Origin of the sequence: Streptomyces sp. NPDC127114, assembly GCF_042677525.1 — a bacterium.
Taxonomy (GTDB): Bacteria; Actinomycetota; Actinomycetes; order Streptomycetales; family Streptomycetaceae; genus Streptomyces.
Window position 1 is genome coordinate 295,720 of the sequence record NZ_JBHXTJ010000003.1, and the last position, 25,571, is coordinate 321,290.

Consider the following 25,571-nt stretch of genomic DNA (forward strand, 5'->3'; position numbering starts at 1 on the left):
CCGTCAGCGCGCCGTCACGCCGGTCTTCCCGCTCGTCGGGTACGGCTTGGGCGAGCGGCCGACGGAGGGCGGGGTCCGGAGTCCCGACGGGGCGCCGGACGGCTTCGCGGTCTGCGTCGCCGCCGACGGCTCATCCGACGGCGTGGCCGACGGCCTCGGCGAGCCGGTGGGCGTCGCGGAGCCGGTGGCGCCCGGCTTCCTGCCCGTACCGTCGCCGGAATCCGGGTCGGAGCCCGAGCCCGAGCAGCCCCCCAGGGCCAGGCTCAGGCCGAGCACCACCGACACCGTCACAGCTCCGCGGGCACGCACGCCCACCACCCCACCCCTGGTCACGCCGGTCACGCCGGTCACGTCATCGAGTCGCACGCACGTGCGGCCGGGATCGTCGGCCGGCCCCCGGACCTCAGTCCTCGTCGCCGCCTGCGCCGCCTTCGAGGTCTCCCTCGGTCTCCAGGAAGACCTGCCGCAGCGCCGCCAGCGTCTCCGGGTCGGGCTTCTCCCACATGCCGCGGGACTCCGCCTCCAGGAGCCGCTCCGCGATGCCGTGCAGCGCCCACGGGTTGGCCTCCTTCAGGAAGGCCTGGTTCTCCGGGTCGAGGACGTACTCCTGCGTCAGCTTGTCGTACATCCAGTCGGCGACCACGCCCGTCGTCGCGTCGTAGCCGAAGAGGTAGTCGACCGTCGCCGCCAGCTCGAACGCGCCCTTGTAGCCGTGGCGGCGCATCGCCTGGATCCAGCGCGGGTTGACCACGCGGGCGCGGAAGACCCGGGAGGTCTCCTCGACGAGCGTGCGGGTGCGGACCGTCTCCGGGCGCGTGGAGTCGCCGATGTACGCCTCCGGGGCCGTGCCCCGCAGCGCGCGCACGGTCGCCACCATGCCGCCGTGGTACTGGAAGTAGTCGTCCGAGTCGGCGATGTCGTGCTCACGGGTGTCCGTGTTCTTCGCCGCGACCGCGATCCGCTTGTACGCCGACTCCATCTCGGCCCGCGCCGGGCGGCCCTCCAGGCCGCGGCCGTACGCGTAGCCGCCCCACACCGTGTACACCTCGGCCAGATCGGCGTCCGTGCGCCAGTCGCGCGAGTCGATCAGCTGGAGCAGACCCGCGCCGTACGTGCCCGGACGGGAGCCGAAGATGCGGGTGGTGGCGCGGCGCTCGTCGCCGTGCTCGGCCAGGTCGGCCTGGGCGTGGGCGCGCACGTAGTTGTCCTCGGCGGACTCGTCCGCCAGGCCCGCGACCAGCCGTACGGCGTCGTCGAGGAGCCCGATGACGTGCGGGAACGCGTCGCGGAAGAAGCCGGAGATGCGCAGCGTCACGTCGACGCGCGGGCGGCCGAGCTCGGCGAGCGGGATCGGCTCCAGACCGTTCACGCGGCGCGAGGCGTCGTCCCACAGCGGGCGGACGCCCAGCAGCGCGAGGGCCTCGGCGACGTCGTCGCCGGCGGTGCGCATGGCGCTGGTGCCCCACAGGGACAGGCCGACGGACGTCGGCCACTCGCCGTTGTCGTCGCGGTAGCGCGTGAGCAGCGAGTCGGCGAGCGCCTGGCCCGTCTCCCACGCGAGGCGGGACGGCACGGCCTTCGGGTCGACCGAGTAGAAGTTGCGGCCGGTCGGCAGCACGTTCACCAGGCCGCGCAGCGGCGAGCCGGACGGGCCCGCCGGGACGAAGCCGCCGTTCAACGCGTGGACGGCGTGGTCGAGTTCGTCGGTCGTGGCGGCGAGGCGCGGGACGACCTGGGCGGCGGCGAAGTCGAGCACGGCCGCGACCTCCGGGCCGTACGCGGCGGCGACGGTCGCGACGACGGCCGGGTCCCAGTCCGCCGCCTCCATCGCCTCGACCAGCTCGCGCGCCCTGGCCTCCGCCTCGTCGGCCGTCGTACGGGTCGCGGCCGACTCGTCCAGGCCGAGCGCCTCGCGCAGACCGGGCAGCGCCTGCGTGCCGCCCCAGATCTGCCGGGCGCGCAGGATCGAGAGGACCAGGTTCACCCGCGCCTCACCGGCCGGGGCGCCGCCGAGGACATGCAGACCGTCGCGGATCTGGGCGTCCTTGACCTCGCACAGCCAGCCGTCGACGTGCAGCAGGAAGTCGTCGAAGCCGTCGTCGTCCGGGCGGTCGGCCATGCCGAGGTCGTGGTCGAGCTTCGCGGCCTGGATCAGGGTCCAGATCTGGGCACGGATCGCCGGCAGCTTCGCCGGGTCCATGCTGCTGATCTGCGCGTACTCGTCGAGCAGCTGCTCCAGGCGCGCGATGTCGCCGTAGGAGTCGGCGCGGGCCATCGGCGGCACCAGGTGGTCGACGAGCGTGGCGTGCACACGGCGCTTGGCCTGCGTGCCCTCGCCGGGGTCGTTGACCAGGAACGGGTAGACCAGCGGCAGGTCGCCGAGCGCCGCGTCCGGGCCGCACGCGGCGGACAGGCCCGCGTTCTTGCCCGGCAGCCACTCCAGGTTGCCGTGCTTGCCCAGGTGCACCATGGCGTCGGCGCCGAAGCCGCCGTCCTCGGCGCGGGCGGCGATCCAGCGGTAGGCGGCCAGGTAGTGGTGCGACGGCGGCAGGTCCGGGTCGTGGTAGATCGCGATCGGGTTCTCGCCGAAGCCGCGCGGCGGCTGGATGAGGACGAGCAGGTTCCCGCAGCGCAGCGCGCCGAGCACGATGTCGCCCTCGGGGTCGCCGCCCCGGCCCACGCGGGAGCGGTCAAGGAACATCTCGCCCGGCGCCGGGCCCCAGTGCTCCTCGACCTGCTCGCGCAGCTCCTGCGGCAGCTCGGCGTACCAGCGCTTGTAGTCGGCGGCCGGGATGCGGACCGGGTTGCGGGCCAGCTGCTCCTCGGTGAGCCAGTCCTGGTCGTGGCCGCCTGCCTCGATCAGGGCGTAGATCAGCTCGTCGCCGTCGCCGGAGACGAGGCCCGGGATGTCCTCCACCGGGCCGAAGTCGTAGCCCTCGGCGATGAGGCGCTTCAGGAGCGCGACGGCGGAGGCGGGGGTGTCGAGGCCGACCGCGTTGCCGATGCGGGAGTGCTTGGTGGGGTACGCGGAGAGGACGAGCGCCAGCTTCTTCTCGGCGTTCGGGATGTGCCGGAGGCGGGCGTGGCGTACGGCGATGCCGGCGACGCGGGCGGCGCGCTCGGCGTCGGCCACGTACGCCGGGAGGCCGTCCTCGTCGATCTCCTTGAAGGAGAACGGGACGGTGATGAGCCGGCCGTCGAACTCGGGCACCGCGACCTGGCTGGCGGCGTCCAGCGGCGACAGGCCCTCGTCGTTCTCCTCCCACGCCGACCTGGATCCGGTCAGGCACAGGGCCTGCAGCACCGGCACGTCGAGCGCGGCGAGCGCGCCCGCGTCCCAGGCCTCCTCGTCGCCGCCGGCCTGCGCGTCGGCCGGAGTGGTGCCGCCCGCGGCGAGCACGGTGGTGACGATCGCGTCGGCGGCGCGGAGGGTGTCGACGAGCTCCGGCTCGGGAGCGCGCAGGGACGCCACGTACAGGGCCTTGGCCTGGCCGCCGGCCTCCTCGATCGCGTCGCAGAGGGCGCCGACGAAGGCGGTGTTGCCGCTCATGTGGTGGGCGCGGTAGTAGAGCACGGCGACCGTGGGGCCCTCGGTGCTCTTCGGGGTCCGGTCGAGCGGGCCCCAGGTCGGGGCGGGCGCCGGGGCCTCGAAGCCGTGGCCGGTGAGGAGGACCGTGTCGGAGAGGAAGCGGGCGAGCTGGCCGAGGTTGGCCGGGCCGCCGTGCGCCAGGTAGGCGTGGGCCTCGGTGGCGACGCCCACCGGGACCGTGGAGGAGCCCATCAGCTGGGCGTCCGGCGCCTGTTCGCCGCTGAGCACGACGACGGGCTTCCCGGTGGCGAGGACCTCGTCCAGGCCCTCCTGCCAGGAGCGCACGCCGCCGAGGAGGCGGACGACGACGAGCTCGGCGCCGTCGAGGAGGGCGGGGAGGTCGTGCCGGGGCAGCCGGGCGGGGTTGGCGAAACGCCACTCCACCGGGTTCTCGGTGTCCCCGGCCGCGGCGGCGGCGTTCGCCGCGCGGGCGCTGAGCAGGTCGGTGTCGGAGTGCGACAGCAGCAGGAGCATGGCGAGCTCAGGCCCTTCCTCGGGGTTGTCCGCGCCCCGGGTGGTCGTATGGACGGCGGGAGTTCCTGACTCACCGGCCACCCGGACACCCGGAGCCGGCTCACAGTGGCGGGACCGCGCCGGATTCTCACCGGGCTTCCTCCCCGGGGCCCTGGGACCCCATGCCGGTCTGCATCCTAGATCGTGCGTGCCCGGGCACGGGCGGGGACCGGACGTCGGCCGGGTCACACCGGGCGGTGCTCGCGCGACGCGGGCCGCGCCCGCGGGCCGCGGCGTCGCGGACGGGGCACGTCGTGGGCCGGGGCTCAGCGCTGCCCGTCGCGGACCGGCCACGTCGCGGACCGGCCACGTCGCGGACCGGGGCTCAGCGCTGCCCGTCGCGGACCGGCCACGTCGCGGACCAGGCCCGTCGCGGACCGGGCCCCTCCCGACGAGGCCCGTCGCGGACCAGGCACGTCGCGGACCGGGCCCGTCGCAGACCAGGCCCCTCCCGACGAGGCGCGTCGCAGACCGGGCCCCTCCCACGAGGCCCGTCGCGGACCAGGCCCCTCCCACGAGGCGCGTCGCAGACCAGGCCCCTCCCGACGAGGCCCGTCGCGGACCAGGCCCCTCCCACGAGGCCCGTCGCGGACCGGGCCCCTCCTCAGCAGGCCCGTCCCGGGCCCGGCCCGTTCCCGACTGTGCCGTCGTTCACGGCAGCCGGGCGGGCGTTCCGCCCGTGGGTATGCTCGCCGCCATGCCGGCCACCCCTCACGCCTCGTCCCGGCGGGACGAACCGCTCATACGGGACCGTGGTGACGCATGCCCGGGAGCGCTGCGTCTGCACCGCGCCGATGACGGGTTCCTCGCCCGACTCCGCCTCCCCGGAGGTCGGTTGACCGACCGTCAGGTCGAGCTCCTGGCCGACGCGGCCGAGCGCCTGGGTGACGGCGGGATCAGCATCACCTCGCGGGGGAACGCCGAGCTGCGGGGCCTGCGGGACGGGTGCGGCGGCGAGCTCGCCGCCCTTCTGGAGCGGGGCGGGCTCCTGCCCTCGCCCACCCACGAGCGAGTGCGCAACATCGTCGCCTCGCCGGCCGCCGGGCTCGACGGACTCGGTTACGCGGACGCCCAGTTGTGGGTGCGCGAGCTGGACGCGCTGCTGTGCGGCGAGGCGTGGGCCGCTGCCCTTTCGGGACGGTTCCTGTTCGTCCTCGACGACGGGCGCGGTGACGTCGCCGGGCTCGGCGGCGATGTGACCTTGGTCGCAGCGGACGACGGCGGGAGGGGGCCCCGGCCCCCGGCGGACCCGCCGGCCGCGGGCGAGCCCCGCGGGGCCGGCGGGGCTACCGGTCACGCCCTGGTCCGCCTCGGCGGTCAGGCCTTCCGCGTCTCCCGCGCCGACGCGCCGCGCGCCGCGCTCGCCGCCGCCGACGCGTTTCTGCGGGCCGCCGCGGACGCCGGGAACGGTGCCTGGCGGGTGCGGGAGCTGCCCGAGGGGCACGTACCCGACCTGGCCGGGGCCCTGGCGCGGGCCGGGATCGCGGCCGAGCCCGCGGCGGACTCGACGCCGCCGCACGGCACCCGGCCGCCCCACGGCACTCCGCTCGCACACGGCGCCCCGCCCCCGCACGGCATCTCGCCGTCGCACAGCGCCCCGCTCACGCCGGGGCCGCTCGGTGCGGACGCCGTCTACGTGCTCGCGCCGCTCGGCCGGCTGACCGCCGCTCAGCTGCGGGGCCTGCTGCCCGCCGACGAGGTGCGGTTCACGCCCTGGCGCGGGGTGGTCGTGCGGACCGATCCCGTCCGGCTCCCCGAGCTGGCGGCGTACGGGCTCATCGCCGGCCCCGACGCCCCCGGCGCCGGTGTCACCGCCTGTACCGGACGGCCCGGTTGCGCCAAGTCCCTCGCGGACGTGCGGGCGGAGGCGGCGCGCGCGCCCGCGGGAGGGCTGCCCGTGCACTTCTCCGGGTGCGAGCGGCGCTGCGGGCACCCGCACGGCACGTGGGTGGACGTCCTCGCCACCCGCGACGGCGACTACCTGGTGGACGGCGCCGCCACCCCCCGTACCTCCCTGCCCGAAGCCGTGGCCACGGCCCGCACGACGAGATGAGCGAGAGCAACAGGATGTTCGAGTACGAGAAGGACGGCGCGGAGATCTACCGCCGGTCCTTTGCCACGATCCGCGCCGAGGCGGACCTCGCGGACCTGCCCGACGACGTCGCCACCGTCGCCGTGCGGATGATCCACGCGTGCGGCATGACCGACCTCGTCCGGGACCTCGCGTACTCCCCCGGTGTCGTCTCCGCCGCCCGCTCCGCCCTGCGCGCCGGCGCGCCGATCCTGTGCGACGCGCAGATGGTCGCGAGCGGCGTCACCCGCAAGCGGCTGCCCGCCGACAACGACGTGCTGTGCACGCTGTCCGACCCGGCCGTGCCCGCGCTCGCCGCCGAGCTGGGCACCACCCGCTCGGCCGCCGCGATGGAGCTGTGGCGGGACCGCCTGGAGGGCTCGGTCGTCGCCGTCGGCAACGCGCCGACGGCGCTCTTCCACCTCCTGGAGATGATCGCGAAGGGCGCCGGGAAGCCGGCGGCCGTGCTCGGCATCCCGGTCGGCTTCATCGGCGCCGCCGAGTCCAAGGACGCCCTCGCGGCGAACGAACTCGGTCTGGAGTACCTGGTGGTACGGGGCCGGCGCGGCGGCAGCGCGATGACGGCGGCGGCGCTCAACGCGCTCGCTCACGAAGCGGAGATCCAGGCATGAGCGTCGTGAAGGGCAAGCTGTACGGGGTCGGGCTCGGGCCCGGCGACCCGAACCTGATGACCGTGGCCGCCGTGAAGGCCATCGCCGAGGCCGACGTCGTCGCCTACCACTCGGCCCGCCACGGCCGTTCGATCGCCCGGTCCATCGCCGCCGAGCACATCCGCGAGGACCACGTCGAGGAGCGGCTGATGTACCCGCTCACCGTGGAGACCACGGACCACCCCGGCGGCTACCGGGGCGCGCTCGACGACTTCTACGAGGAGGCAGCGGCCCGGCTCGCCGCCCACCTCGACGCCGGGCGCACCGTCGCCGTCCTCGCCGAGGGCGACCCGCTGTTCTACGGCTCGTACCAGCACATGCACAAGCGGCTCGCGCACCGCTACGACACCACCGTCATCCCCGGCGTCACCTCGGTCAGCGCGGCGGCGGCGCGGCTCGGCGAGCCGCTGTGCGAGGCCGAGGAGGTGCTGACGATCGTCCCCGGCACGCTGCCGGAGGACGAGCTGACAGCCCGTCTCGCGGCCACCGACTCGGCCGTCGTGATGAAGCTCGGCCGCACGTTCCCGACCGTGAAGCGGGCCCTGGAGCGGGCCGGCCGGATCGACGACGCGCGGTACGTGGAGCGGGCGTTCATGGCGGGCGAGCGCACCGGGCGCCTCACGGACATCGACCCCGAGTCGGTGCCGTACTTCTCGGTGGCCGTGCTGCCCTCCCGTATCGACGAGCAGCCGCCCGTACGGGAGCGGGGCGAGGTCGTCGTCGTCGGCACCGGCCCGGCCGGGGCGCCCTGGCTGACGCCCGAGTCGCGCGGCGCGCTGGTCAACGCCGACGACCTCGTCGGCTACACCACCTACCTGGACCGCGTCCCGGTGCTGCGCGCCTCGCAGCGCCGCCACGGCTCCGACAACAAGGTCGAGTCGGAGCGGGCCGAGTTCGCCCTCGACCTGGCCCGCCGCGGCCGCCGCGTGGCCGTCGTGTCGGGCGGCGACCCCGGTGTCTTCGCGATGGCGACGGCGGTCCTGGAGGTGGCGTCGGAGGAGCGGTACGCCGACGTGCCCGTACGGGTCCTCCCGGGCGTGACGGCCGCCAACGCCGCGGCCGCCGCCGCGGGCGCGCCCCTCGGCCACGACTACGCCACCATCTCGCTGTCCGACCGCCTCAAGCCCTGGGACGTCATCGCCACCCGCGTCCGCGCGGCCGCGGAGGCCGACCTGGTCCTCGCGATCTACAACCCGGGCTCCAGGTCCCGCACCCACCAGGTCGCCGCGGCCCGCGACCTGCTCCTGGAGGTGCGCTCGCCGGACACCCCGGTCGTGGTGGCCCGCGACGTCGGCGGCCCCGAGCAGTCGGTCCGCGTCCTCACCCTGAAGACCCTGGACCCGTCCGAGGTCGACATGCGCACCCTGCTCCTGATCGGCTCCTCCCAGACCCGGGTCACGGAACGCGCGGACGGCCACAGGATCGCCTGGACGCCGCGCCGGTACGGCTGAGCCGGCCGCCTAGCGGGTGAAGGTGCCCAGGCCCTCCGTGTTCAGGTATTCGACCGTGAAGGACCTGCCGTCCGGGGTGAAGGTGACGCCCGTGCGGCCGACGGCGTTCTCGCCGCGGGTCTCGAAGCTGAAGGTGTCGCCGTCGTAGTGGGTGAGCGGGTACGTCTGGGGCTCCGGGCCCAGGCGGAGGGTCAGGGTGCCGTCCGCGGCGGCGGTGACCTCGGCGCGGCCGTAGTAGGCGTTGGCGTACGTGCCGGTGTAGGTGTCGGCGGCCTTCGCGGGCGTGGCGCCGGACGGCGGGCGGGCGTAGTCGGTCTTCGACCGGCCCTCGTCCGCCTCCTGCTGGTACAGCGCGTCCACCAGGGGGATCCAGTCGCGGCTGACCTTGCCGGTCTGCGCGATGTCGAAGAAGTCAAGGGCGACGGCGTCGGCGACGCCCACCGGTGAGGTGTTGGTCAGGACGACGATGCCGAGCTGTTCGCCGGGCAGCATGGTGACGTTGGTGTGCGCGCCCTCGGCGAACGCTCCCGTGTGGGAGAGCCGGAGCCGGCCCTCGTCGTCGTAACTGACGTTCCAGCCCAGGCCGTAGAAGCCGGTCCTGGCGGCCGGTGCGCGGGGCGGGCCGGAGACCGACTCGGGCCAGTGGGTGCGCTCCAGGGCCTCGGCGTCGACGATCTGCCTGCCGTCGAGCCTGCCGTTCGCGAGCTGGAGCCTCAGCCAGGCCGCCATGTCGCGGGCGGTGGAGCTGACGCCGCCGGCGGGCGACTGGGCGTCCGGGTCGCGCACGTACGCGGCCTTCCAGGCGCCGTCGATCTCGACGTGGCCCCAGGCCCGGTTCGCGGCCTTCGCGTAGTCCTCGAAGCGGGAGCTGGTGTGGCTCATGCCGGCGGGCTTGTAGAGGACGTCCTCGGCCAGCTTCTCCCAGGGCACGCCCTTCTCGTCGGCGACGGCCTGGGCGGCCGCCGTGAGGCCGAAGTTGGTGTAGGCGTAGCTCGCGCGGAACGGCGTGAGGGGCTCGTAGCGCAGGTGGGACAGGATGTACGCCCGGTCGTAGCCCAGGTCCTCGAGGAGGTCGCCGGCGTGGTCGGGCAGGCCGCTGCGGTGCGAGAACAGGTCGGCGACCGTCACGTGGGAGGTCACCCACGGGTCCTTGAGGCGGAAGTCCGGCACGTTCGGGGCGACGGGCTTCGTCCAGCCGTCGACGCCGACGGCGCCGGAGACGACGGTGGAGGCGATCGGCTTCGAGACGGAGGCCAGCTGGAAGACGGTGTCGGCGTCGACGGCGGCCTTCTCGCCGGCCTTCCGTATGCCGTAGCCCTTCAGGGCCAGCACCTTGCCGTCGTGGACGACGGCGACGGCCACGCCGGGCACTCCGGTGCGTTTCATGGCCGATCCGACCACGTCGTCGAGCCGGTCGACCGCCCGCCGCACCTCCGCGTCGTCGAGCTGCGGCGGAGGCTGGGGCGGAGGCGGCGAGGGGCCGGGGGCGGCGGAGGCGGTGCCGGTGGCGAGGGCGGGTGCGGTGACGCCGAGCAGGGCCGCGAGGCCGGCCGCCGCGAGTCGCCGTCGAACGGTGCTCATTCCTCCATTCAACGGGCCCGGGCGGTGTCTGTCGCGCCGTACGCCCGGCCACGGACCCGCCGTGCCCACGCCGCGGCCTCCTCGGGCGTCGCGGCCGTCGGCACGCCCTCCGGTACGGGCGGGCGGCGGACGACGACGACCGGGACGCCGGCCTCGCGGGCGGCCGTCAGCTTGGGCGCGGTCGCCGCGCCGCCGCTGTCCTTGGTGACGAGGACGTCGACGCGGTGACAGCGGAGCAGCTCGCGCTCGCCGTCGAGGGTGAACGGGCCGCGGTCGAGCAGCACTTCGGTGCGCGCGGGCATCGGGGCCTCGGGCGCGTCGACGGAGCGGACCAGGAACCACTCGGGGCGGCCGGCGAACGCGGCGAGGCCCATCCGGCCCGTGGTGAGGAAGACCCGCTCGCCGAACCCGTCCAGGGCCGCCGCGGCCGCGTCGAGGGACGCCACCTCGTGCCAGTCGTCCCCCTCGACCGGGACCCAGCCGGGGCGGCACAGCGCCAGCAGGGGAACATGGGCGGTGGCGGCCGCCGCGGCCGCGTTGAAACTGATCCGCTCGGCGAAGGGATGGGTGGCGTCGATGACCGCGTCCACGGCGTGCTCCCGCAGCCACGCCGCGAGCCCCTCCGGCCCGCCGAAGCCGCCGATCCGCACCTCTCCGGCCGGCAGCCGGGGCGCCGCGACCCGTCCGGCGAGCGAGCTCGTCACGCGGACCCCGAGGTCCGTGGCGTGCAGCAGCCCGGCCAGGGCGCGGGCCTCGGTCGTCCCGCCGAGGATGAGTATGTGCAGGGACATGGGAATCCTGGGAGTCCGTTCATGAGTTCCGGCGGGCGTGCGGCCCAACTCAAGCACACCGGTCTGCGCCCCGGCTGGACGACGGGCGCCTGCGCGACGGCGGCCACGACCGCCGCGTACACCGCGCTGCTCACCGGGGACTTCCCGGACCCGGTGACGATCACCCTGCCCAGGGGCCACCGGCCGTCCTTCGCGCTGGCCGCCGAGTCCCTGACCGGCGACGCGGCCATGGCCGGGGTCGTGAAGGACGCGGGCGACGACCCGGACGTCACGCACGGGGCGCTGATCCGCTCGACGGTACGGCTGCTCCCGCCGGGCTCGGGAGTCGTCTTCCGGGCGGGCGAGGGCGTCGGCACGGTCACCCTGCCCGGCCTGCCGCTGGAGGTCGGCGAACCGGCGATCAACCCCGTGCCCCGGCAGATGATGCGCGAGCACGTCGCCGAGGTCGCCGCCGCCCACGGCGGCACCCCCGACGTGGAGATCACGGTCTCCGTCGACCACGGCGCCGAAATCGCCCGCTCCACGTGGAACCCGCGGATCGGCATCCTCGGCGGCCTGTCGATCCTGGGGACGACCGGCGTCGTCGTCCCCTACTCGTGCTCCGCGTGGATCGACTCCATCCGGCGTGGTGTCGACGTGGCGCGGGCGGGCGGCCTCACACACGTCGCCGGCTGCACCGGCTCGACGTCGGAGCGCACGGTGACGTCGCTGTACGACCTGCCGGAGATCGCCCTGCTCGACATGGGCGACTTCGCGGGCGCCGTCCTCAAGTACCTCCGCCGCCATCCGGTGGACCGGCTCACCGTCTGCGGCGGCTTCGCGAAGCTGTCCAAGCTGGCGGCGGGCCACCTGGACCTGCACTCCGCCCGTTCCCAGGTCGACAAGGCCTTCCTCGCCGATCTGGCCCGCACCGGCGGCGCGTCCGAGGCCCTGGCGGAGGAGATCACCGCCGCCAACACCGGCCTCGCCGCGCTCCGCCTCTGCGAGGCCGCCGGCGTCCCCCTCGGCGACCTGGTCGCCGCCCGCGCCCGCGACGAGGCCCTGACGGTGCTGCGGGGCGCACCGGTGGCGGTGGACGTGGTGTGCGTCGACCGGGCGGGCGTGGTGGTGGGCCGGTCGACGGTGGCGGGGCCGGGGGCGTAGCCCGCGAGGCGGGGCCGGGGCGTAGCCCGCGAGGCGGAGGCGGGCCGGGGGCGTAGTCCGCGCGGGCGGAGGCGGGCCGGGCGTAGCCCAGGGGGGCGTAGTCCGCGGGCGGGTGCGCGGAACCACGCGACAGGGAGGGCCCCGGGCCGGAACACGGCTGACAGGGCGCCGCCGCAGGGTGCCAAAACCGGGCGACAGGGCGCCGGGCGGCGGGCGACAATCCGTGGATGGCGCACTCCGACCCCTCCCGCAGCGGCTTCTCGCACAAGCCGACCCTCACCGGCGACCTGGTCGTCCTCCGGCCCGTCACCGAGGACGACGTGCCGGCGCTGCTGCCGATGCTGCGGGACCCCGAGATCGCCCGCCTCACCGGCTCGCACGCGGACATCGACGAGTCCGCGCTGCGCGCCTGGTACGGCTCGCGGGGCGCCCAGCCGAACCGGCTCGACCTCGCGGTCGTCGAGCGCGCGACCGGCCGGGTGGTCGGCGAGGCGGTCCTGAACGAGTGGGACCAGGCGAACGAGAGCTGCGCCTTCCGGATCTCCCTCACTCCGGACACCGTCGGCCGCGGCCTCGGCACCGAGGCCACCCGCCTGATCCTCGGCCACGCCTTCGAGGCCCTCGGCCTCTACCGCGTCTGGCTGGAGGTCTACGCCTTCAACCCGCGTGCCCGCCGCGCGTACGAGAAGGCCGGCTTCCGCCCGGAGGGCGTGCTGCGCGGGGCGCTGCTGTGGGAGGGCGAGCGGGTGGACGCGACGCTGATGGCGGCGCTGGCGCCGGAGTGGGGCGCCACTCCGGCCTGAGCCCGGCGGCGCTCACTCCGGCCTGAGCCCGTTCGGCATGCGGGCCCGCCGCCCCGACCCTAGGCTCGGCAGGGCAAAGCCCCCATCAGGCCCACAGACCGGGAGGAGTCACCATGGCGAAGCGTGGCAACAAGAAGCGGGCCCGCAAGAAGAAGAAGGCCAACCACGGCAAGCGGCCCAACGCCTGAGCGGAGTACGCCCGGGTGCCGTCAGCAGGTGTGGCGGTCCCGGGCCGGGTCGTAGAGGTGGCTGTCGCGGAACTCCGAGGCGGCCAGCGTGCGGCCCACGACGATGACGGCCGTCTTCGTGATGCCCGCGGCCTTCACCTGCTCCGCGATGTCCTCCAGGGTGCCGCGCAGCACGACCTCGTCCGGGCGGCTCGCCATGGCGACGACGGCGGCAGGGCAGTCCACGCCGTAGTGCGGGACGAGCTCGGAGACGATCCGGTCGACGTAGCGGGCGCCGAGGTGGAGGACGAGCAGGGCGCCGCTGCGGCCGAGGGTCGCGAGGTCCTCGCCGGCCGGCATGGGCGTGGCCTGCTGGGCGATGCGGGTGAGGATGACGGTCTGGCCGACGGTGGGGACCGTCAGCTCCCGCTTCAGCGCCGCCGCCGCGGCCGCGAAGGCCGGGACGCCGGGCACGACCTCGTAGGGGATGCCGGCCGCGTCGAGGCGGCGCATCTGCTCCGCCATGGCGCTGAAGACGGACGGGTCACCGGAGTGCAGCCGGGCCACGTCCTGGCCGGCCTCGTGCGCGGCGGCGATCTCGGCGACGATCTGGTCGAGGTCCATCTTCGCCGTGTCGACGAGCTTCGCGTCCGGCGGGCACTCGGCGAGCAGCTCGGTCGGCACGAGCGACCCGGCGTACAGACAGACCCCGCACTTCGCGAGGGTCCGCGCGCCGCGCACGGTGATCAGGTCGGCCGCGCCGGGGCCCGCGCCGATGAAGTAGACGGTCATTGCTCTGGAGAACCCTTCGTTACGGACCACTGGGTGACGGGCATGGCCTGGCGCCAGCCGGTGAAGCCGCCCACGGGCACGGCGGCGGCGACCGCGAGCCTGATCAGCTCGCCGCCGTGGCGCCGGTAGAGGTCGGCGAGCAACGCCTCGGACTCCAGAGTCACCGTGTTGGCGACGAGCCGGCCGCCGGCCGGGAGCGCGTCCCAGCAGGCGTCGAGCAGTCCCGGTGCGGTGAGGCCGCCGCCGATGAAGACCGCGTCGGGGGCGGGGAGGCCGGCGAGCGCGGCGGGCGCGGGCCCGGTGACGACGTCCAGGCCCGGTACGCCGAGGGCGGCGGCGTTGCGGGCGATGCGGGCGGCGCGTTCGGGCGACTTCTCGACGGCGACCGCCCGGCAGGTCCGGTGCGCCCGCATCCACTCGATGCCGATGGAGCCGGAGCCGCCGCCGACGTCCCAGAGCAGTTCGCCGGGGGCCGGGGCGAGCGCGGCGAGGGTCGCGGCGCGCACGTACCGCTTGGTGAGCTGGCCGTCGTGCTCGTACGCCTCGTCGGGCAGGCCGGGCGTGGTGCCGAGCCGCAGCGTGTCCGGGTCGCGCACGCAGTCGAGGGCGAGGACGTGGAGGGCGTCGGCGCGCTCGTACGGCCAGTCGGCGGCGGTCCCGTCGAGCAGGCCCTCACGCGGGCCGCCGAGCTGCTCCAGGACCCGTATCCGGGTGCCGGACCAGCCGCGCTCGCGCAGCAGCGCGGCGACCCGGGCGGGCGTCCCGGGCCCCTCGCCGAGCACGAGCAGCCGGCGGCCGTCGTGGAGCGCGGCGGTGAGGGCGTCGAGCGGCCGGGCGACGAGCGAGACGGTCTCGACGGCCTCCAGGGGCCAGCCGAGCCGGGCGCAGGCGTACGAGACGGAGGACGGGTGCGGCAGGACGTCGAGGCGGGTGCCGGGGCCGAGGATCTCGGTGAGGGTGCGGGCGATGCCGTAGAAGGAGGGGTCTCCGCTGGCGAGGACGGCGATGCGGCGGCCCTGGTGGGCGGCGAGGAGTCCGGGCACGGCGGGGCGCAGCGGGCTCGGCCAGGGCACCCGCTCGCCGGGGCAGTCGCCGGCGGGCAGCAGGTCGAGCTGGCGGGGGCCGCCGATCAGCACCTGGGCGGCGCGCAGGGTGCGGCGGGAGTTCTCGGGGAGCCCGTCCCAGCCGTCGGCACCGATGCCGACCACCGATATCGCGTCCGCCTCGTCTGCCGCGTCTCTCGCGTCGTTCACGACGGGGACTCTACGGGAGGGGGTTCCGGGCGGCGGGAACCGGCCGCCGGGGGCTGCCGCGCGGGGGCCCGGGGCTGCCGCCCGGGGCTACTTCGGCGCGTGCTCGCCGACGTAGAAGAGCAGCCAGACGAAGCCCGCGAGGGCGTGCGTCACGAAGACGTACACGAAGACGCGGAGCATGACGCCCCGCTCTTTCCAGCGTTCCAGGTCCGGCTCGGTCATGGGTTCAGGGTACGGGCGGGAATAGCCGGCGCGGGGGTGCCGTTGAGGCGCATGACAGTTTAAGATTCAACCAAAGCCGGGAAGAGCGCCGGCGGAAAGCCTGCGAGAGGTGAGCACGATGCAGTTCGGGATCTTCACCGTCGGCGACGTGACGACCGACCCCACCACCGGCCGCACCCCGACCGAGCACGAGCGGATCAAGAACACTGTCGCCATCGCGCTCAAGGCCGAGGAGGTCGGCCTGGACGTCTTCGCGACCGGCGAGCACCACAACCCGCCGTTCGTGCCGTCGTCCCCCACGACGCTCCTGGGCCACATCGCCGCCCGCACGGAGAACCTGATCCTCTCCACCTCCACGACCCTCATCACCACCAACGACCCGGTGAAGATCGCCGAGGACTACGCGACCCTCCAGCACCTCGCCGACGGCCGCGTGGACCTCATGATGGGCCGCGGCAACACCGGACCGGTCTACCCGTGGTTCGGCCAGGACATCCGCCAGGGCATCCCGCTCGCCATCGAGAACTACGCGCTCCTCCACAAGCTGTGGAGGGAGGACGTGGTCGACTGGGAGGGGAAGTTCCGCACCGCCCTCCAGGGCTTCACGTCCACCCCGCGCCCGCTGGACGGCGTCCCGCCGTTCGTCTGGCACGGCTCCATCCGCTCGCCCGAGATCGCCGAGCAGGCCGCGTACTACGGAGACGGCTTCTTCGCGAACCACATCTTCTGGCCCCGGCAGCACACCGAGAAGATGGTCCGGCTGTACCGGCAGCGGTACGCGCACTACGGCCACGGCACCCCCGAGCAGGCGATCGTCGGCCTCGGCGGCCAGGTCTTCATGCGCAAGAACTCGCAGGACGCCGTACGGGAGTTCCGCCCGTACTTCGACAACGCGCCGGTCTACGGGCACGGCCCGTCCCTGGAGGAGTTCAGCCGCGAGACGCCGCTGACGGTCGGCTCGCCCCAGGAGGTCATCGAACGCACGCTGTCCTTCCGTGACTACGTCGGCGACTACCAGCGCCAGCTGTTCCTCGTCGACCACGCCGGCCTGCCGCTGAAGACGGTCCTGGAACAGCTGGACATCCTCGGCGAGGAGGTCGTCCCGGTCCTCCGCAAGGAGTTCGCGAACCTGCGCCCGGCCGGCGTACCGGACACCGCCCCGCTGCACCCCGCCGTCCTGCGGAACGCCGAGAACACCGAGAACCAGGAGGTCTGACCTCATGCGCACCCTGAAGCTCGTCGCCGTCTCGGCCGGACTCAGCAGCCCCTCCTCCACCCGGCTGCTCGCCGACCGGCTGCTCCAGGCCGCCCGGTACCGGCTGGCCGAACAGGAGTACGCCGTCGACGTCGAGGTGGTCGAACTGCGCGACCTGGCCGTCGACATCGCCAAGAACCTCGTCACCGGCTTCCCGTCGGAGAAGCTGCGGAAGGCGATCGACGAGGTCACCGGCGCCGACGGCGTCATCGCCGTGACCCCGGTCTTCACGGCCTCCTACAGCGGCCTGTTCAAGTCCTTCTTCGACCTGGTCGACCCGGCGGCGCTGACCGGCACCCCGGTCCTGATCGGCGCCACCGGCGGCACCGCCCGCCACTCCCTCGTCCTCGACCACGCCCTGCGCCCGCTCTTCGCCTACCTCCGCGCCCTGGTGGCCCCGACGGCCGTCTACGCGGCCTCCGAGGACTGGGGCTCGGGCGGCGACGACTACACGGAGGGCCTGCCGTCCCGGATCACCCGGGCGGGCAACGAGTTCGCGGACCTGATCGCGGGCCGCCCGGAACGGGCGCGGGAGGACGACGAGGTCGTCCCCTTCGAGAAGCAGCTGGCGGACCTGCGGCTGGACTAGGCCGCCTCTTCCGGATCTTGGCCGGGTCGTGATCCGGAAGAAACCGCCTGGGCCCGTCCGGAGGGCGCGCCCAGGGGGCGACCGGGCCTCCCCACCCGTACGGGAAGGTCGACGGGCGCCCCGCCGCCGCCCGGCGCATGATGCCTCTCATGGACATCAAGCTCGAACTGATCGGCGTGCCCGTCACCGACATCGACCGCGCCAAGGCCTTCTACGAGCAGGTCGGCTTCCACGCCGACCACGACGTGACCGTCAGCGACGACATCCGCTTCGTCCAGATGACGCCGCCCGGGTCGGCCTGCTCGATCGCCTTCGGCAAGGGCATCACCGAGATGGCCCCGGGCTCCCTGGACAACATGCAGGTGGTCGTCGCCGACATCGAGGCCGCGCACGCCGACCTCACCTCCCGCGGCGTCGACGTCAGCGCGATCGACGACCAGCCCTGGGGCTCCTTCGTCTACTTCGCCGACCCGGACGGCAACCGCTGGGCGGTGCAGCAGACCACGCCCCGTACCTCCGCCTGATCCCTCGGCCCTTCTCCGGTCACTTGCGGTTGTAGAGGCGCATCGTCACGGGGCCGAACACCACCACGAACAGCGCCGACCAGCCCAGCGTCCACGCCAGGTCCGCCGCCGGCCAGGCGCCCGCCATCAACTCCCGCACCGCCGTCGACAGATGGGTCACCGGGCTGTTGTTGACGAAGGCCTGCAGCCAGCCCGGCATGGTCCTCGGGTCGACGAAGACGTTCGACAGGAAGGTCAGCGGGAAGATCACCATCATGCTGACGCCGATGACGGACTTCTCGCTGCGCAGCAGCAGTCCGAACATCGTCCAGATCCACGAGAACGCGAACGCGAAGACCAGCAGCAGCGCGGTCCCCAGCAGCACGCCCGCCACACCGCCGTCCGGCCGGTAGCCGATGACGACGCCCACCGTCAGCATCACCGCGGAGGCGATCAGATAGCGCACGACGTCACCGAGCAGATAGCCGACCATCGGCGCGGGCCGCCAGATCGGCAGCGTGCGGAAGCGGTCGAAGACGCCCTTCTCGATGTCCGTGTTGACCGAGACACCGGTGTACATCGTGATCATCATGACGCTCAGCACCAGGATGCCGGGCAGCAGGAACTGGATGTACTCCGACACCGAGCCGGCCAGCGCGCCTCCGAAGAGGTACGTGTACATCAGCACCATCATGATCGGGAACGCCGTCACGTCGAACAGCTGCTCCGGCACGTGCTTGATCTTCAGCATCGCCCGCCAGCCGAAGGTCAGCGAGGCGGACAGCGCGCTCGGCCGCGGTGGGCGGGTGTGGCCGACGAGCAGGGCGGCCAGTTCGTCGGCCTTCGGGGCGACGAACTCCGAGGCGGCGTCGGTGGTGGTGGTCACGCTGCTGCTCATGCCCCGCTCTCCTTCGCCCGGGCGGCGCTTCCGTCGCCGCCGTCGCCACCGCCGCCCCCGTCACTGCCGTCGCTGCCGTCGCTGCCGTCCCCCGACGTGTGGTCCGTCAGCGCGAGGAAGACCTCGTCCAGGCTGGGCTGACCGAGCCCGAAATCGTCGACCGTGATCCCCGCCCGCGCCAGTTCGGCCAGCGCCCGCGCCGCCTGCTCCGCGGCGCCGAGATCGGTGCCGTGACCGTTCACGGTGGCCGTGAGCGCGACCGGGTCCGGGTCGAGCTGCACGGAGGCGTTCAGCGCGGCGGCGAGGACCCGCTCGGCCGCCGGCCGCTGCTCCGCCTCCCGCAGCCGCACGTGCACGGAACCCGAACCCACCGAGGCCTTCAGCTCGCCCTTCGTGCCCTCCGCGATCACCTTGCCGTGGTCGATCACGGCGATCCGGGAGGCCAGCTGGTCGGCCTCGTCCAGATACTGCGTGGTCAGCAGCACCGTGGTCCCCTGGGCGACGACCGCACGGACGATGTCCCAGACCTGGTTGCGGCTGCGCGGGTCGAGACCGGTCGTCGGCTCGTCGAGGAAGAGCAGGTCGGGCGTGTTGAGGATGGACGCGGCGATGTCGATGCGGCGCCGCATGCCGCCCGAGTAGTTCTTGACCTGCCGGTCGGCCGCCTCCGCGAGCCCGAACGCGGCGAGCAGCTGCGCGGCCCGCTCGCGCGCGGCGGGTCGGGAGTGGCCGAGCAGCCGGCCGAGGAGGAACAGGTTCTCGGTGCCGGTCAGGTCCTCGTCGACCGAGGCGTACTGACCGGTGAGGCTGACCCGGCCGCGCACCGCGTCGGCGTCCCGCACGACGTCCTTGCCGAAGACCCACGCGTGCCCGCCGTCGGGCCGGAGGAGGGTGGCGAGCATCTTCACGGCGGTGGTCTTGCCCGCGCCGTTGGGGCCGAGGACGCCGTAGACCGTGCCGGCCGGGACGCGCAGGTCGATGCCGTCCACGGCACGGTTGGTGCCGAACACCTTCACCAGGCCTTCGGTCCGGACGGCGAGGCCGGTGGCGGGGTCTGCGACGCGGTCGGTCATACGCGTGTCCTCCCGGGCGGGCGATCTCGCGCCCGCTCCCACCAGTCTCCGACGGCCCGCCGGGTCGTGCCAGGGCGGGCGGGGCGTGCCGGGCCGGGCAGGGCGGGCCGGGCGGGGCGTGCCGGGCGGGGCGTGCCAGGCCGGGCGGCGCGTGCCAGGCCGGGCGGGGCGTGTCAGGCCGGGGGCAGGCCGGGCGTGCCGGTCCGGCGTGCCAGGTGACGGGCCGGTGCCGGGCCTGCCGTACGAGGTCCGCATGGCAGGCCGGGTACGAAGCCGGGGTACGCAGCACGGTACGAAGCCGGGGTACGAGGCCGATCACGCAGCCGGGGTACGAAGCCGGTCACGTAGCCCGGGTACGAGGCCGTCTCCGCCGTGCGGCGGAGACGGAACGGCCTGCCGGGCGACGCGCCGGTACGGGCGCGGCGGGAGGCTCGCCCCATGCCGATGAAGCTGAACGCCCTCCCTGACGTGCCCCGTTGGGCCGCCCTCGCCGCCCACGCCGTCCCGCTCGCGGTCCTGCCGTCCGGACTGTGGCGGCTCGCGCTCGTCGCCGGACTTCCGGTCACCCAGGACGCCGGGCTCCTCACGATGGGACCCGGCGAGACCCTCTACGTCGTGTCCCTCAGCGTCGTCTCCGAACTGCTCGCCTTCCTCACCCTCGGCCTCGTCCGCCCCTGGGGCGAGGTCTTCCCGCGCTGGCTGCCCCTCCTCGGCGGGCGCCGGGTGAACCCGGCCGCCGCGACCGGGGCCGCGCTCGCGGGCGTGGCCGGGCTGTGCGCGATCGCCGCGTGGGGCGTCTACGCCTCGTACGCCGGGCTCGGCCCGGGCATCCCGGCCTCACCGGTCCAGGAGGCCGTGCTCCTCGTCTGCTACGCCCCGCTGGCCGCCTGGCCGCCGCTGCTCGCGGCGGTGGCGGTCGCGTACTACCGGCGCCGGACCGGTCGCGGGGCGGGTCGCGGTCAGTACGGCGCGGGGCGGCCGGCGGCGTCCTCGTGGGTGTAGAAGAGGTAGAAGGCGGCGGCGAAGGTGGCCGCGCCGACGATCAGGCCGAGCATCGACGACGAGAACACGCTGTGGTCGGACAGGCTGAAGAGGAAGCCGATCGCGATGCCGGTCAACGCGCCCCAGGCCACCGCGCGCACCTCGCGCCGCAGCGCCCGGCCGTAGCGGCGGAGCCCGTACACGGACACGGCGAGGACGACGGCCGAGACCAGGCCGAGCCAGAACTGGCCCCACGACAGGGCCTCGCCCCGGCGGGCGATGACGGGAGCCCACAGGCCGTAGGCGATCCCGAGGGTGACGGGCAGGCCCCAGCCGTGCGTGCTGAACTCCCTGTGGGACTGCCCGCGGGACCGCCTGCGGGCGGGTACCGCTGCGTGTGCGGCCATGGGGAGACTCCTTTCCCGCGCCTTCCCGCACGGACGTGCGGTGCAACGTGCCGTGCGGCCGTGCTGCACCCTCCAGGGCACACCCGCCCCGTACCCGCCGCAAGTGGATCAGCCGGTCGCGGCCCCCGCCCCGGCCGCAGGCCTCACCGCGACCGCGTCGATCTCGAAGAGCATGCCGGGCAGCGCGAGGGCCGCGACGCCGCTGAGGGTCTGGGCCGGCAGCCGCTCGCCGAAGACGGCGTGCAGGGCCTTGCCGAGGACCTCCAGCTTGGGGAGGTCGTGGTCGACGACGTAGGAGCCGAGGCGGACCACGTGCTGCGGGCCGAGGCCGACGCCCTCCAGGGCGCGGCGGAGGTTGGCGAGGGCGAGCTCGACCTGCGCGGGGAAGTCGCCGGGCACGGGCGCGCCGGTGGCGTCGGAGGCGTACTGGCCCGCGACGAAGACGAGTTCGCCGGGCGCGGAGACGACGTGGGCGTAGCCGAACGGCGTCGGGTCGTGGAGGGTCGCGGGGTTGGTGATGGTGCGCTGGTCCTCGTGCGGGTGCGTGACGCTCATGACGTACGTACTTCCTTCCATAAACGGGACATTGAACATCCAGAATCAGCTCATGGCCGCCGGGACGGACCGGCCGGACGGATCAGGCGGACGGATCGGCTGGACGGATCTGCGGGACGCGCGGGCCGCGGCGGATCAGAGGTTGGCGAACCACCGGCGGATCCGGTCCGGCGCGCCCGGCGCCTGCCGTTCCGCCCGGGCCCGTACGTCCGCCAGGGTCTGGGCGGCAAGCTCGCGCCGCCAGGCCAGCTCCGCGCGGCCCATCGCACCGGCGATGGCGCACTCGGCGGTCGGCCTCCCCGCCGTCGCCCCCGGCCCCTGACCGCGGATCTCGGTGCAGCGGAAGGCCTCGTCCGGCCCCTCGATCGCCGTGACCACGTCCATCAGGGTGATCCGCTCGAGCGACCTGGCCAGCCGGAAGCCGCCCCTGGGACCGGGGACCGAGCTCAGGATCCCGGCCTTGACCAGGGCCTGGAGCTGCTTGTTGAGGTACGGCGCGGGCAGCTCGTGGTACGCGGCGAGCCGGGCCGCGGTGACCGCCCGCTCCTCGCCGATCCAGGCCAGGTTGAGGCAGCTGTGCAGCGCCCACTCCACGCCCTCGTTCATCCTCATATCCTGGATATTAGACATCCAGAATACGGCTTCGCAATCCCCTGGAAAGCCCCGGCCCCACCGGCCTCACCGGTCTCGTCCGTCTCACCCGTACGGCCCATCAGAAGGTTCCGAACCGAACAGGCGCTCTCACGATGAGCACCATGAGCCAGAACACCACACCCCCGCGCACATCCCCGCAGCCGTCGAAGGGCGGCGGCTGGGCCGCCGGCGGCACCGTCTTCGGCGGCGTCCTCATGGCGGTCATCGGCATCCTGGACATCTTCCAGGGCATCGCCGCCATCGCCGAGGACGACGTCTACGCCCGGGTCGGCGACTACGTCTTCAAGTTCGACCTGACCTCCTGGGGCTGGATCCACCTCTGCCTCGGCATCGTCGTCACCATCGCCGGCTTCGGGATCCTCAGCGGCGCCGAGTGGGGCCGGATCGCGGGCATCGCGCTCGCCTCGCTCAACATCGTCGCCCAGTTCCTGTTCCTGCCCTACCAGCCCTGGTGGGCGCTGTTCTCCATGGCCGTCTCGATCTTCGTGATCTGGGCCCTGGCCACCGACCACTCGTACGGGAAGAAAGCGGACGTATGACGCGCCGCCGTCGCCGTACGGCTTCCGCCGCCGCCGCGCTGCTCTCCCTCGCCGCGTTCGGTCCGGCCCTCACGGGCTGCGACGCGGCGAAGGAGACGGCCGGGGACATCGTCTCCTCGGCCACCGCGGCGGTGGCGTCCGCCGCACAGCAGCAGATGGACGAGATCAAGGACGGGGTCAACGCCACCGCCGACGTCAAGGCCGGGCCGACCTCCGTGGACGCCGACCGGACGGTCGCCGAGATCACCGCGACCAATCCCAAGGACAAGATCGCCGACTACACGGTCATGGTGAACTTCCGTGACACGGAGGGCAATCTGCTCGACGCCGTCGTCCTGAGCATCGACGCGGTCGAACCCGGGAAGTCCAGAACCGGTACGGCGCGCAGCAACCGGACCCTCACCGGCGAGACGAAGGCCGAGGTCGCCCAGGCGGTTCGCCACTGAGCCCCGGCCACCTGACGGCTCGGGTGTCTCCGCCTCGCGCGACGGGCAGCGATCGGCCACGCTGGAAGGCATGGAGAACGACGAGATCCTCGAGAACATCGGTTCCCTCGTCGAGGAGGAGCGCAGCCTGCGGCAGCGCACCGGGGGCCTCCACGACGAGGAACGCGCCCGGCTCGCCGAGCTGGAGGTCCGGCTCGACCAGTGCTGGGACCTGCTGCGACAGCGCCGCGCCAAGGCCGAGTTCGGCGAGGACCCGGACACCGCGGCCGTCCGGCCGGCGGCCGAGGTCGAGGGCTACCGCAGCTGACGGACCGGCCGCCGGCCGGATGCCCCGGGCCCCGCACCGCCCGCCGTACGTTTGACGCATGGCGAAACCCGCACTGCCGCCCCGCACCCGCGCGTTCCGCGCTCCCCGCGCGCGCCTCGCGCCGCCCGCCTGGCTCACCGCCGGGCTGAAGCCGCAGCCGACCCCGGTGCCCTGGCCCGCCGTCGCCCGGGCGTCGATCGCGCTCGCCGCGCCGCTCGCCGTCGGTTTCGCCACCGGCCAGACCACGTACGGCGCGCTCGTGTCGATGGGCGCCCTCTCCGGAGTCATCGGCGACACCGCCGACGCCTACCGGATGCGGGTCTTCAACATCGCCGTCCCGCAGCTGTTCGGCGCGCTCGGCGTCACCCTCGGCGCGCTCGTCTTCGACCAGGGCTGGCTCGCCGTCGCCGTGCTCACCCTGATCGCGCTGGTCTCCGGGATGATCTCCTCGATCGGCGCCGTCGCCTCCGTCTCCGGACTGCTGCTGCTCCTCAACGCCGTCGTCGGCGCCGGCCTGCCGATGCCCGACCCCTGGTGGAAGGCGCCGCTGCTGCTCGCGCTCGGCGGGGTCGTCGTGCTGGTCCTCACCCTGCTCGGCTGGCCGCTGCGCGGCGGCGCGCCGGAACGGGCCGCGGTCGCCGGGACCTACCGGGCCGTCGCCGAACTCTTCGAGGCCGCCGGCACCGACGCGTACGACGAGAAACGGCAGGCGGTCACCGCCTCGCTCAACCAGTCCTACGACCTGGTCCTCGGCCGCCGCGCCCGCCGGCACGGCCGGGCGCCGACCCTGGTGCGGCTGCTCGCGCAGCTCAACGTGGTCATCCCGATCGTGGAGGCCGCGCCCGCCGCCCACCTCGCGGCCCGCCGTTTCCACCGGCCGCTGCCCCCGGAGATCCCGGCCGCCGTGCGGGAGCTCGCCGACGCCGTCGAAGCCGGCCGCACCGGCACGCCGGAGCTGCACCTGCCCGAGGCGCGCCGCCCGTCCGAGAAGGCCGTGGACGCGGCCGTGCGGTACGCGGCGACCGTCGTCCACGAGGCCGAGCCGCGCCCGTACAACGTCGACGACCGGCTCGGACTGCCCGCCGCCCTGCGGGTGCGGGTGCGCCGCGCCGCGCGCGGCGTGCTGCTGTCCGGGGCGTCCTGGCGCTACGGCCTGCGGCTCGCGCTGTGCATCGGCCTCGCGCAGGCCTTCGTGTCGCTGATCGCCGTGCCCCGCTCGTACTGGGTCGCGCTCACCGTCACGTTCGTGATGAAGCCGGACTTCGGCTCGGTGTTCTCGCGGGCCGTGCTGCGCGCCTTCGGCACCGCCGCCGGGCTGCTCGTCGCCGCGCCGATCCTCGCCGCGCTGCCCCTTGGGGGCACCTCCCATGCCGAAGGCTATGGGGGATGGTGGGACGTGCCGGTGATGCTGGTGCTCGCCGCACTCATCCCGGCCTTCTCCGCGAAGGGTTACGCCTTCCAGACCGCGGCCATCACCCCCGTCATCCTGCTCCTGTCGGACCTGCTCAACCAGCAGGGCTTCCACCTGGTGCTGCCGCGGCTCTACGACTCGCTCATCGGCTGCGCCATCGCGCTGGTCGCCGGCTACCTGCTGTGGCCGGAGTCCTGGCACACCCGGGTCGCGGACCGGCTCGCCGACGCGGTCGCCGACACCGCCGCGTACGTGGCACTGGCCTTCGGCACCGGGGCCGGACCCGGGACAGGGGCCGGGGCCGACGGCGGGCGCGGCGGCGGGGGCGGTGGAGCCGGCGGCGGCGACCAGGGCGCACGGCACCGGGCCCGGCGCAAGCTGTACCGCGACATGTCGACCGTACGGTCCGAGTTCCAGCGGGCGCTGACCGAACCGCCGCCCGCCGGGGACCTGGCCGCCGCGTGGTGGCCGCTGGCCATCGCCGTGGAGCGGATCGTCGACGCCACGACCGCCGCCCGGATCCGCGTCGACCACGGCGCGCCCGCCCCGCACCCGGCCGAGGTCGCCGTGGTGGAACGGCAGTTGCGGGAACTGGCGGAGGGGCTGCGCTCCAGCGAGGTCCTGGTGGAGGTGCGCGCCGACCTCGGCGGCGACGAGGACGGCGTGCTCGCGCCGCTCCGCCAGGAGGTACGGGCGGCCCGCGCCGTCGCCACCCCGTCCACGGACACCGGGACGTCATCTCCCGACACCGGCTCCTCGAACTCCTCGAACTCCTCGGCCTCCTCGGCCTCCTCGGCCTCCTCGGCACGGGACGGCCGCAGCGCGCCGTAAACCCGGCCAAAGGGGCGTACGGGAGCCCTTACCGGCGGTTGCGGAATCGAACCCTCCCACCGCCGTTACCGGATC

The 25,571-nt window shown here is 74.3% G+C and carries 26 protein-coding genes and 1 riboswitch; of the genes, 14 read left to right on the forward strand and 12 right to left on the reverse strand.

The annotated features are described in order from the left end of the window. Nucleotides 1-3: 3 nt before the first annotated feature. Nucleotides 4-309 (reverse strand): hypothetical protein, encoded by a 306-nt coding sequence (locus ACFVGS_RS05230; RefSeq protein ID WP_385690528.1) that lies wholly within the window; start codon nt 307-309, stop codon nt 4-6. A gap of 94 nt (nt 310-403) precedes the next feature. Then, nucleotides 404-4,063, reverse strand: coding sequence for a cobaltochelatase subunit CobN (gene cobN / locus ACFVGS_RS05235; RefSeq protein WP_385690531.1), 3,660 nt, complete (start codon nt 4,061-4,063; stop codon nt 404-406). A gap of 40 nt (nt 4,064-4,103) precedes the next feature. Next, a riboswitch (cobalamin riboswitch) is annotated at nt 4,104-4,241 on the reverse strand. A gap of 696 nt (nt 4,242-4,937) precedes the next feature. On the opposite strand from cobN, the gene ACFVGS_RS05240 reads away from it, so the two are divergent. From ACFVGS_RS05240 to cobJ, 3 genes are read left to right on the forward strand one after another with little or no spacing between them, the layout of a single operon-like run. Next, entirely contained in the window at nt 4,938-6,155 is a 1,218-nt protein-coding gene (locus ACFVGS_RS05240; RefSeq protein ID WP_385690534.1) for a cobalamin biosynthesis protein CobG, read from the forward strand. Next, complete coding sequence (locus tag ACFVGS_RS05245) at nt 6,152-6,805, forward strand: precorrin-8X methylmutase (protein WP_384411557.1); 654 nt, start codon at nt 6,152-6,154, stop codon at nt 6,803-6,805. The genes ACFVGS_RS05240 and ACFVGS_RS05245 overlap by 4 nt, the downstream gene beginning before the upstream one ends. Beyond that, nucleotides 6,802-8,295 carry a precorrin-3B C(17)-methyltransferase gene (gene cobJ / locus ACFVGS_RS05250; RefSeq protein ID WP_385690537.1) on the forward strand — a complete coding sequence of 498 codons (1,494 nt, stop codon included), beginning with the start codon at nt 6,802-6,804 and terminating at the stop codon, nt 8,293-8,295. Before ACFVGS_RS05245 ends, cobJ begins: the two co-directional genes overlap by 4 nt. Nucleotides 8,296-8,304: 9 nt before the next feature. Here the strand turns inward: cobJ and ACFVGS_RS05255 are convergent, their stop codons facing one another. Together ACFVGS_RS05255 and ACFVGS_RS05260 are read right to left on the reverse strand one after the other, a co-directional pair. Further along, nucleotides 8,305-9,876 carry a serine hydrolase gene (locus ACFVGS_RS05255; protein ID WP_385690540.1) on the reverse strand — a complete coding sequence of 524 codons (1,572 nt, stop codon included), beginning with the start codon at nt 9,874-9,876 and terminating at the stop codon, nt 8,305-8,307. A gap of 8 nt (nt 9,877-9,884) precedes the next feature. Then, entirely contained in the window at nt 9,885-10,661 is a 777-nt protein-coding gene (locus ACFVGS_RS05260; RefSeq protein WP_385690633.1) for a cobalt-precorrin-6A reductase, read from the reverse strand. A 27-nt stretch (nt 10,662-10,688) separates the two neighbouring features. Here ACFVGS_RS05260 and ACFVGS_RS05265 point away from each other — a divergent pair, with 27 nt between their 5' ends. The 3 genes from ACFVGS_RS05265 to ACFVGS_RS05275 all read left to right on the forward strand — a co-directional run bounded on the left by ACFVGS_RS05265 (nt 10,689) and on the right by ACFVGS_RS05275 (nt 12,801). Next, complete coding sequence (locus ACFVGS_RS05265) at nt 10,689-11,810, forward strand: cobalt-precorrin-5B (C(1))-methyltransferase (RefSeq protein WP_385690543.1); 1,122 nt, start codon at nt 10,689-10,691, stop codon at nt 11,808-11,810. Nucleotides 11,811-12,037: 227 nt separating this feature from the next. Beyond that, on the forward strand, nt 12,038-12,613 hold the full coding sequence (locus ACFVGS_RS05270) for a GNAT family N-acetyltransferase (RefSeq protein ID WP_384411543.1): 576 nt from the start codon (nt 12,038-12,040) through the stop codon (nt 12,611-12,613). Between the two features lie 113 nt (nt 12,614-12,726). Beyond that, a complete protein-coding gene (locus tag ACFVGS_RS05275; protein ID WP_099895366.1) occupies nt 12,727-12,801 on the forward strand; it encodes a 50S ribosomal protein bL37 in 75 nt (24 codons plus the stop codon). A gap of 21 nt (nt 12,802-12,822) precedes the next feature. Here the strand turns inward: ACFVGS_RS05275 and cobM are convergent, their stop codons facing one another. From cobM to ACFVGS_RS05290, 3 genes are all read right to left on the reverse strand, one after another. After that, the gene (gene cobM / locus ACFVGS_RS05280; RefSeq protein WP_384411541.1) at nt 12,823-13,572 is read right to left on the reverse strand and encodes a precorrin-4 C(11)-methyltransferase; all 750 of its coding nucleotides are present in this window, start codon (nt 13,570-13,572) and stop codon (nt 12,823-12,825) included. Next, nucleotides 13,569-14,825 carry a precorrin-6y C5,15-methyltransferase (decarboxylating) subunit CbiE gene (cbiE, locus tag ACFVGS_RS05285; protein ID WP_385690547.1) on the reverse strand — a complete coding sequence of 419 codons (1,257 nt, stop codon included), beginning with the start codon at nt 14,823-14,825 and terminating at the stop codon, nt 13,569-13,571. Before cbiE ends, cobM begins: the two co-directional genes overlap by 4 nt. Nucleotides 14,826-14,912: 87 nt before the next feature. Further along, nucleotides 14,913-15,047, reverse strand: coding sequence for a DUF6126 family protein (locus ACFVGS_RS05290; protein WP_385690550.1), 135 nt, complete (start codon nt 15,045-15,047; stop codon nt 14,913-14,915). A 118-nt stretch (nt 15,048-15,165) separates the two neighbouring features. Here ACFVGS_RS05290 and ACFVGS_RS05295 point away from each other — a divergent pair, with 118 nt between their 5' ends. The 3 genes from ACFVGS_RS05295 to ACFVGS_RS05305 all read left to right on the forward strand — a co-directional run bounded on the left by ACFVGS_RS05295 (nt 15,166) and on the right by ACFVGS_RS05305 (nt 17,415). After that, nucleotides 15,166-16,263, forward strand: coding sequence for an LLM class flavin-dependent oxidoreductase (locus tag ACFVGS_RS05295; RefSeq protein ID WP_384411663.1), 1,098 nt, complete (start codon nt 15,166-15,168; stop codon nt 16,261-16,263). A 4-nt stretch (nt 16,264-16,267) separates the two neighbouring features. Next, entirely contained in the window at nt 16,268-16,891 is a 624-nt protein-coding gene (locus tag ACFVGS_RS05300) for an FMN reductase (protein ID WP_384411536.1), read from the forward strand. 149 nt (nt 16,892-17,040) lie between these two features. Then, on the forward strand, nt 17,041-17,415 hold the full coding sequence (locus ACFVGS_RS05305; RefSeq protein WP_384411534.1) for a VOC family protein: 375 nt from the start codon (nt 17,041-17,043) through the stop codon (nt 17,413-17,415). 19 nt (nt 17,416-17,434) lie between these two features. On the opposite strand, the gene ACFVGS_RS05310 is transcribed toward ACFVGS_RS05305, so the two are convergent. Together ACFVGS_RS05310 and ACFVGS_RS05315 are read right to left on the reverse strand one after the other, a co-directional pair. Continuing rightward, on the reverse strand, nt 17,435-18,292 hold the full coding sequence (locus ACFVGS_RS05310) for an ABC transporter permease (RefSeq protein ID WP_384411532.1): 858 nt from the start codon (nt 18,290-18,292) through the stop codon (nt 17,435-17,437). Beyond that, the gene (locus ACFVGS_RS05315; RefSeq protein ID WP_385690555.1) at nt 18,289-19,365 is read right to left on the reverse strand and encodes an ATP-binding cassette domain-containing protein; all 1,077 of its coding nucleotides are present in this window, start codon (nt 19,363-19,365) and stop codon (nt 18,289-18,291) included. Before ACFVGS_RS05315 ends, ACFVGS_RS05310 begins: the two co-directional genes overlap by 4 nt. Before the next feature lie 438 nt (nt 19,366-19,803). On the opposite strand from ACFVGS_RS05315, the gene ACFVGS_RS05320 reads away from it, so the two are divergent. Further along, nucleotides 19,804-20,367, forward strand: a complete 564-nt coding sequence (locus tag ACFVGS_RS05320; protein ID WP_385690559.1) for a hypothetical protein — start codon at nt 19,804-19,806, stop codon at nt 20,365-20,367. Here the strand turns inward: ACFVGS_RS05320 and ACFVGS_RS05325 are convergent. From ACFVGS_RS05325 to ACFVGS_RS05335, 3 genes are all read right to left on the reverse strand, one after another. Next, nucleotides 20,325-20,753, reverse strand: coding sequence for a hypothetical protein (locus ACFVGS_RS05325; protein ID WP_384411526.1), 429 nt, complete (start codon nt 20,751-20,753; stop codon nt 20,325-20,327). The two genes, ACFVGS_RS05320 and ACFVGS_RS05325, sit on opposite strands and share 43 nt — an antisense overlap. A 108-nt stretch (nt 20,754-20,861) precedes the next feature. Beyond that, on the reverse strand, nt 20,862-21,308 hold the full coding sequence (locus tag ACFVGS_RS05330) for a RidA family protein (protein ID WP_384411524.1): 447 nt from the start codon (nt 21,306-21,308) through the stop codon (nt 20,862-20,864). Between the two features lie 135 nt (nt 21,309-21,443). Further along, complete coding sequence (locus tag ACFVGS_RS05335; RefSeq protein WP_384411661.1) at nt 21,444-21,914, reverse strand: RrF2 family transcriptional regulator; 471 nt, start codon at nt 21,912-21,914, stop codon at nt 21,444-21,446. A 149-nt stretch (nt 21,915-22,063) separates the two neighbouring features. Here ACFVGS_RS05335 and ACFVGS_RS05340 point away from each other — a divergent pair, with 149 nt between their 5' ends. The 4 genes from ACFVGS_RS05340 (at nt 22,064) to ACFVGS_RS05355 (ending at nt 25,496) form a co-directional block, all read left to right on the forward strand. Continuing rightward, on the forward strand, nt 22,064-22,501 hold the full coding sequence (locus ACFVGS_RS05340; RefSeq protein ID WP_384411523.1) for a hypothetical protein: 438 nt from the start codon (nt 22,064-22,066) through the stop codon (nt 22,499-22,501). Further along, entirely contained in the window at nt 22,498-22,947 is a 450-nt protein-coding gene (locus ACFVGS_RS05345) for a hypothetical protein (RefSeq protein WP_384411521.1), read from the forward strand. The genes ACFVGS_RS05340 and ACFVGS_RS05345 overlap by 4 nt, the downstream gene beginning before the upstream one ends. Nucleotides 22,948-23,017: 70 nt before the next feature. Continuing rightward, a complete protein-coding gene (locus ACFVGS_RS05350) occupies nt 23,018-23,254 on the forward strand; it encodes a DUF2630 family protein (protein WP_384411520.1) in 237 nt (78 codons plus the stop codon). A gap of 58 nt (nt 23,255-23,312) precedes the next feature. Continuing rightward, on the forward strand, nt 23,313-25,496 hold the full coding sequence (locus tag ACFVGS_RS05355; RefSeq protein ID WP_385690564.1) for an FUSC family protein: 2,184 nt from the start codon (nt 23,313-23,315) through the stop codon (nt 25,494-25,496). The last annotated feature ends 75 nt before the right edge of the window (nt 25,497-25,571 follow it).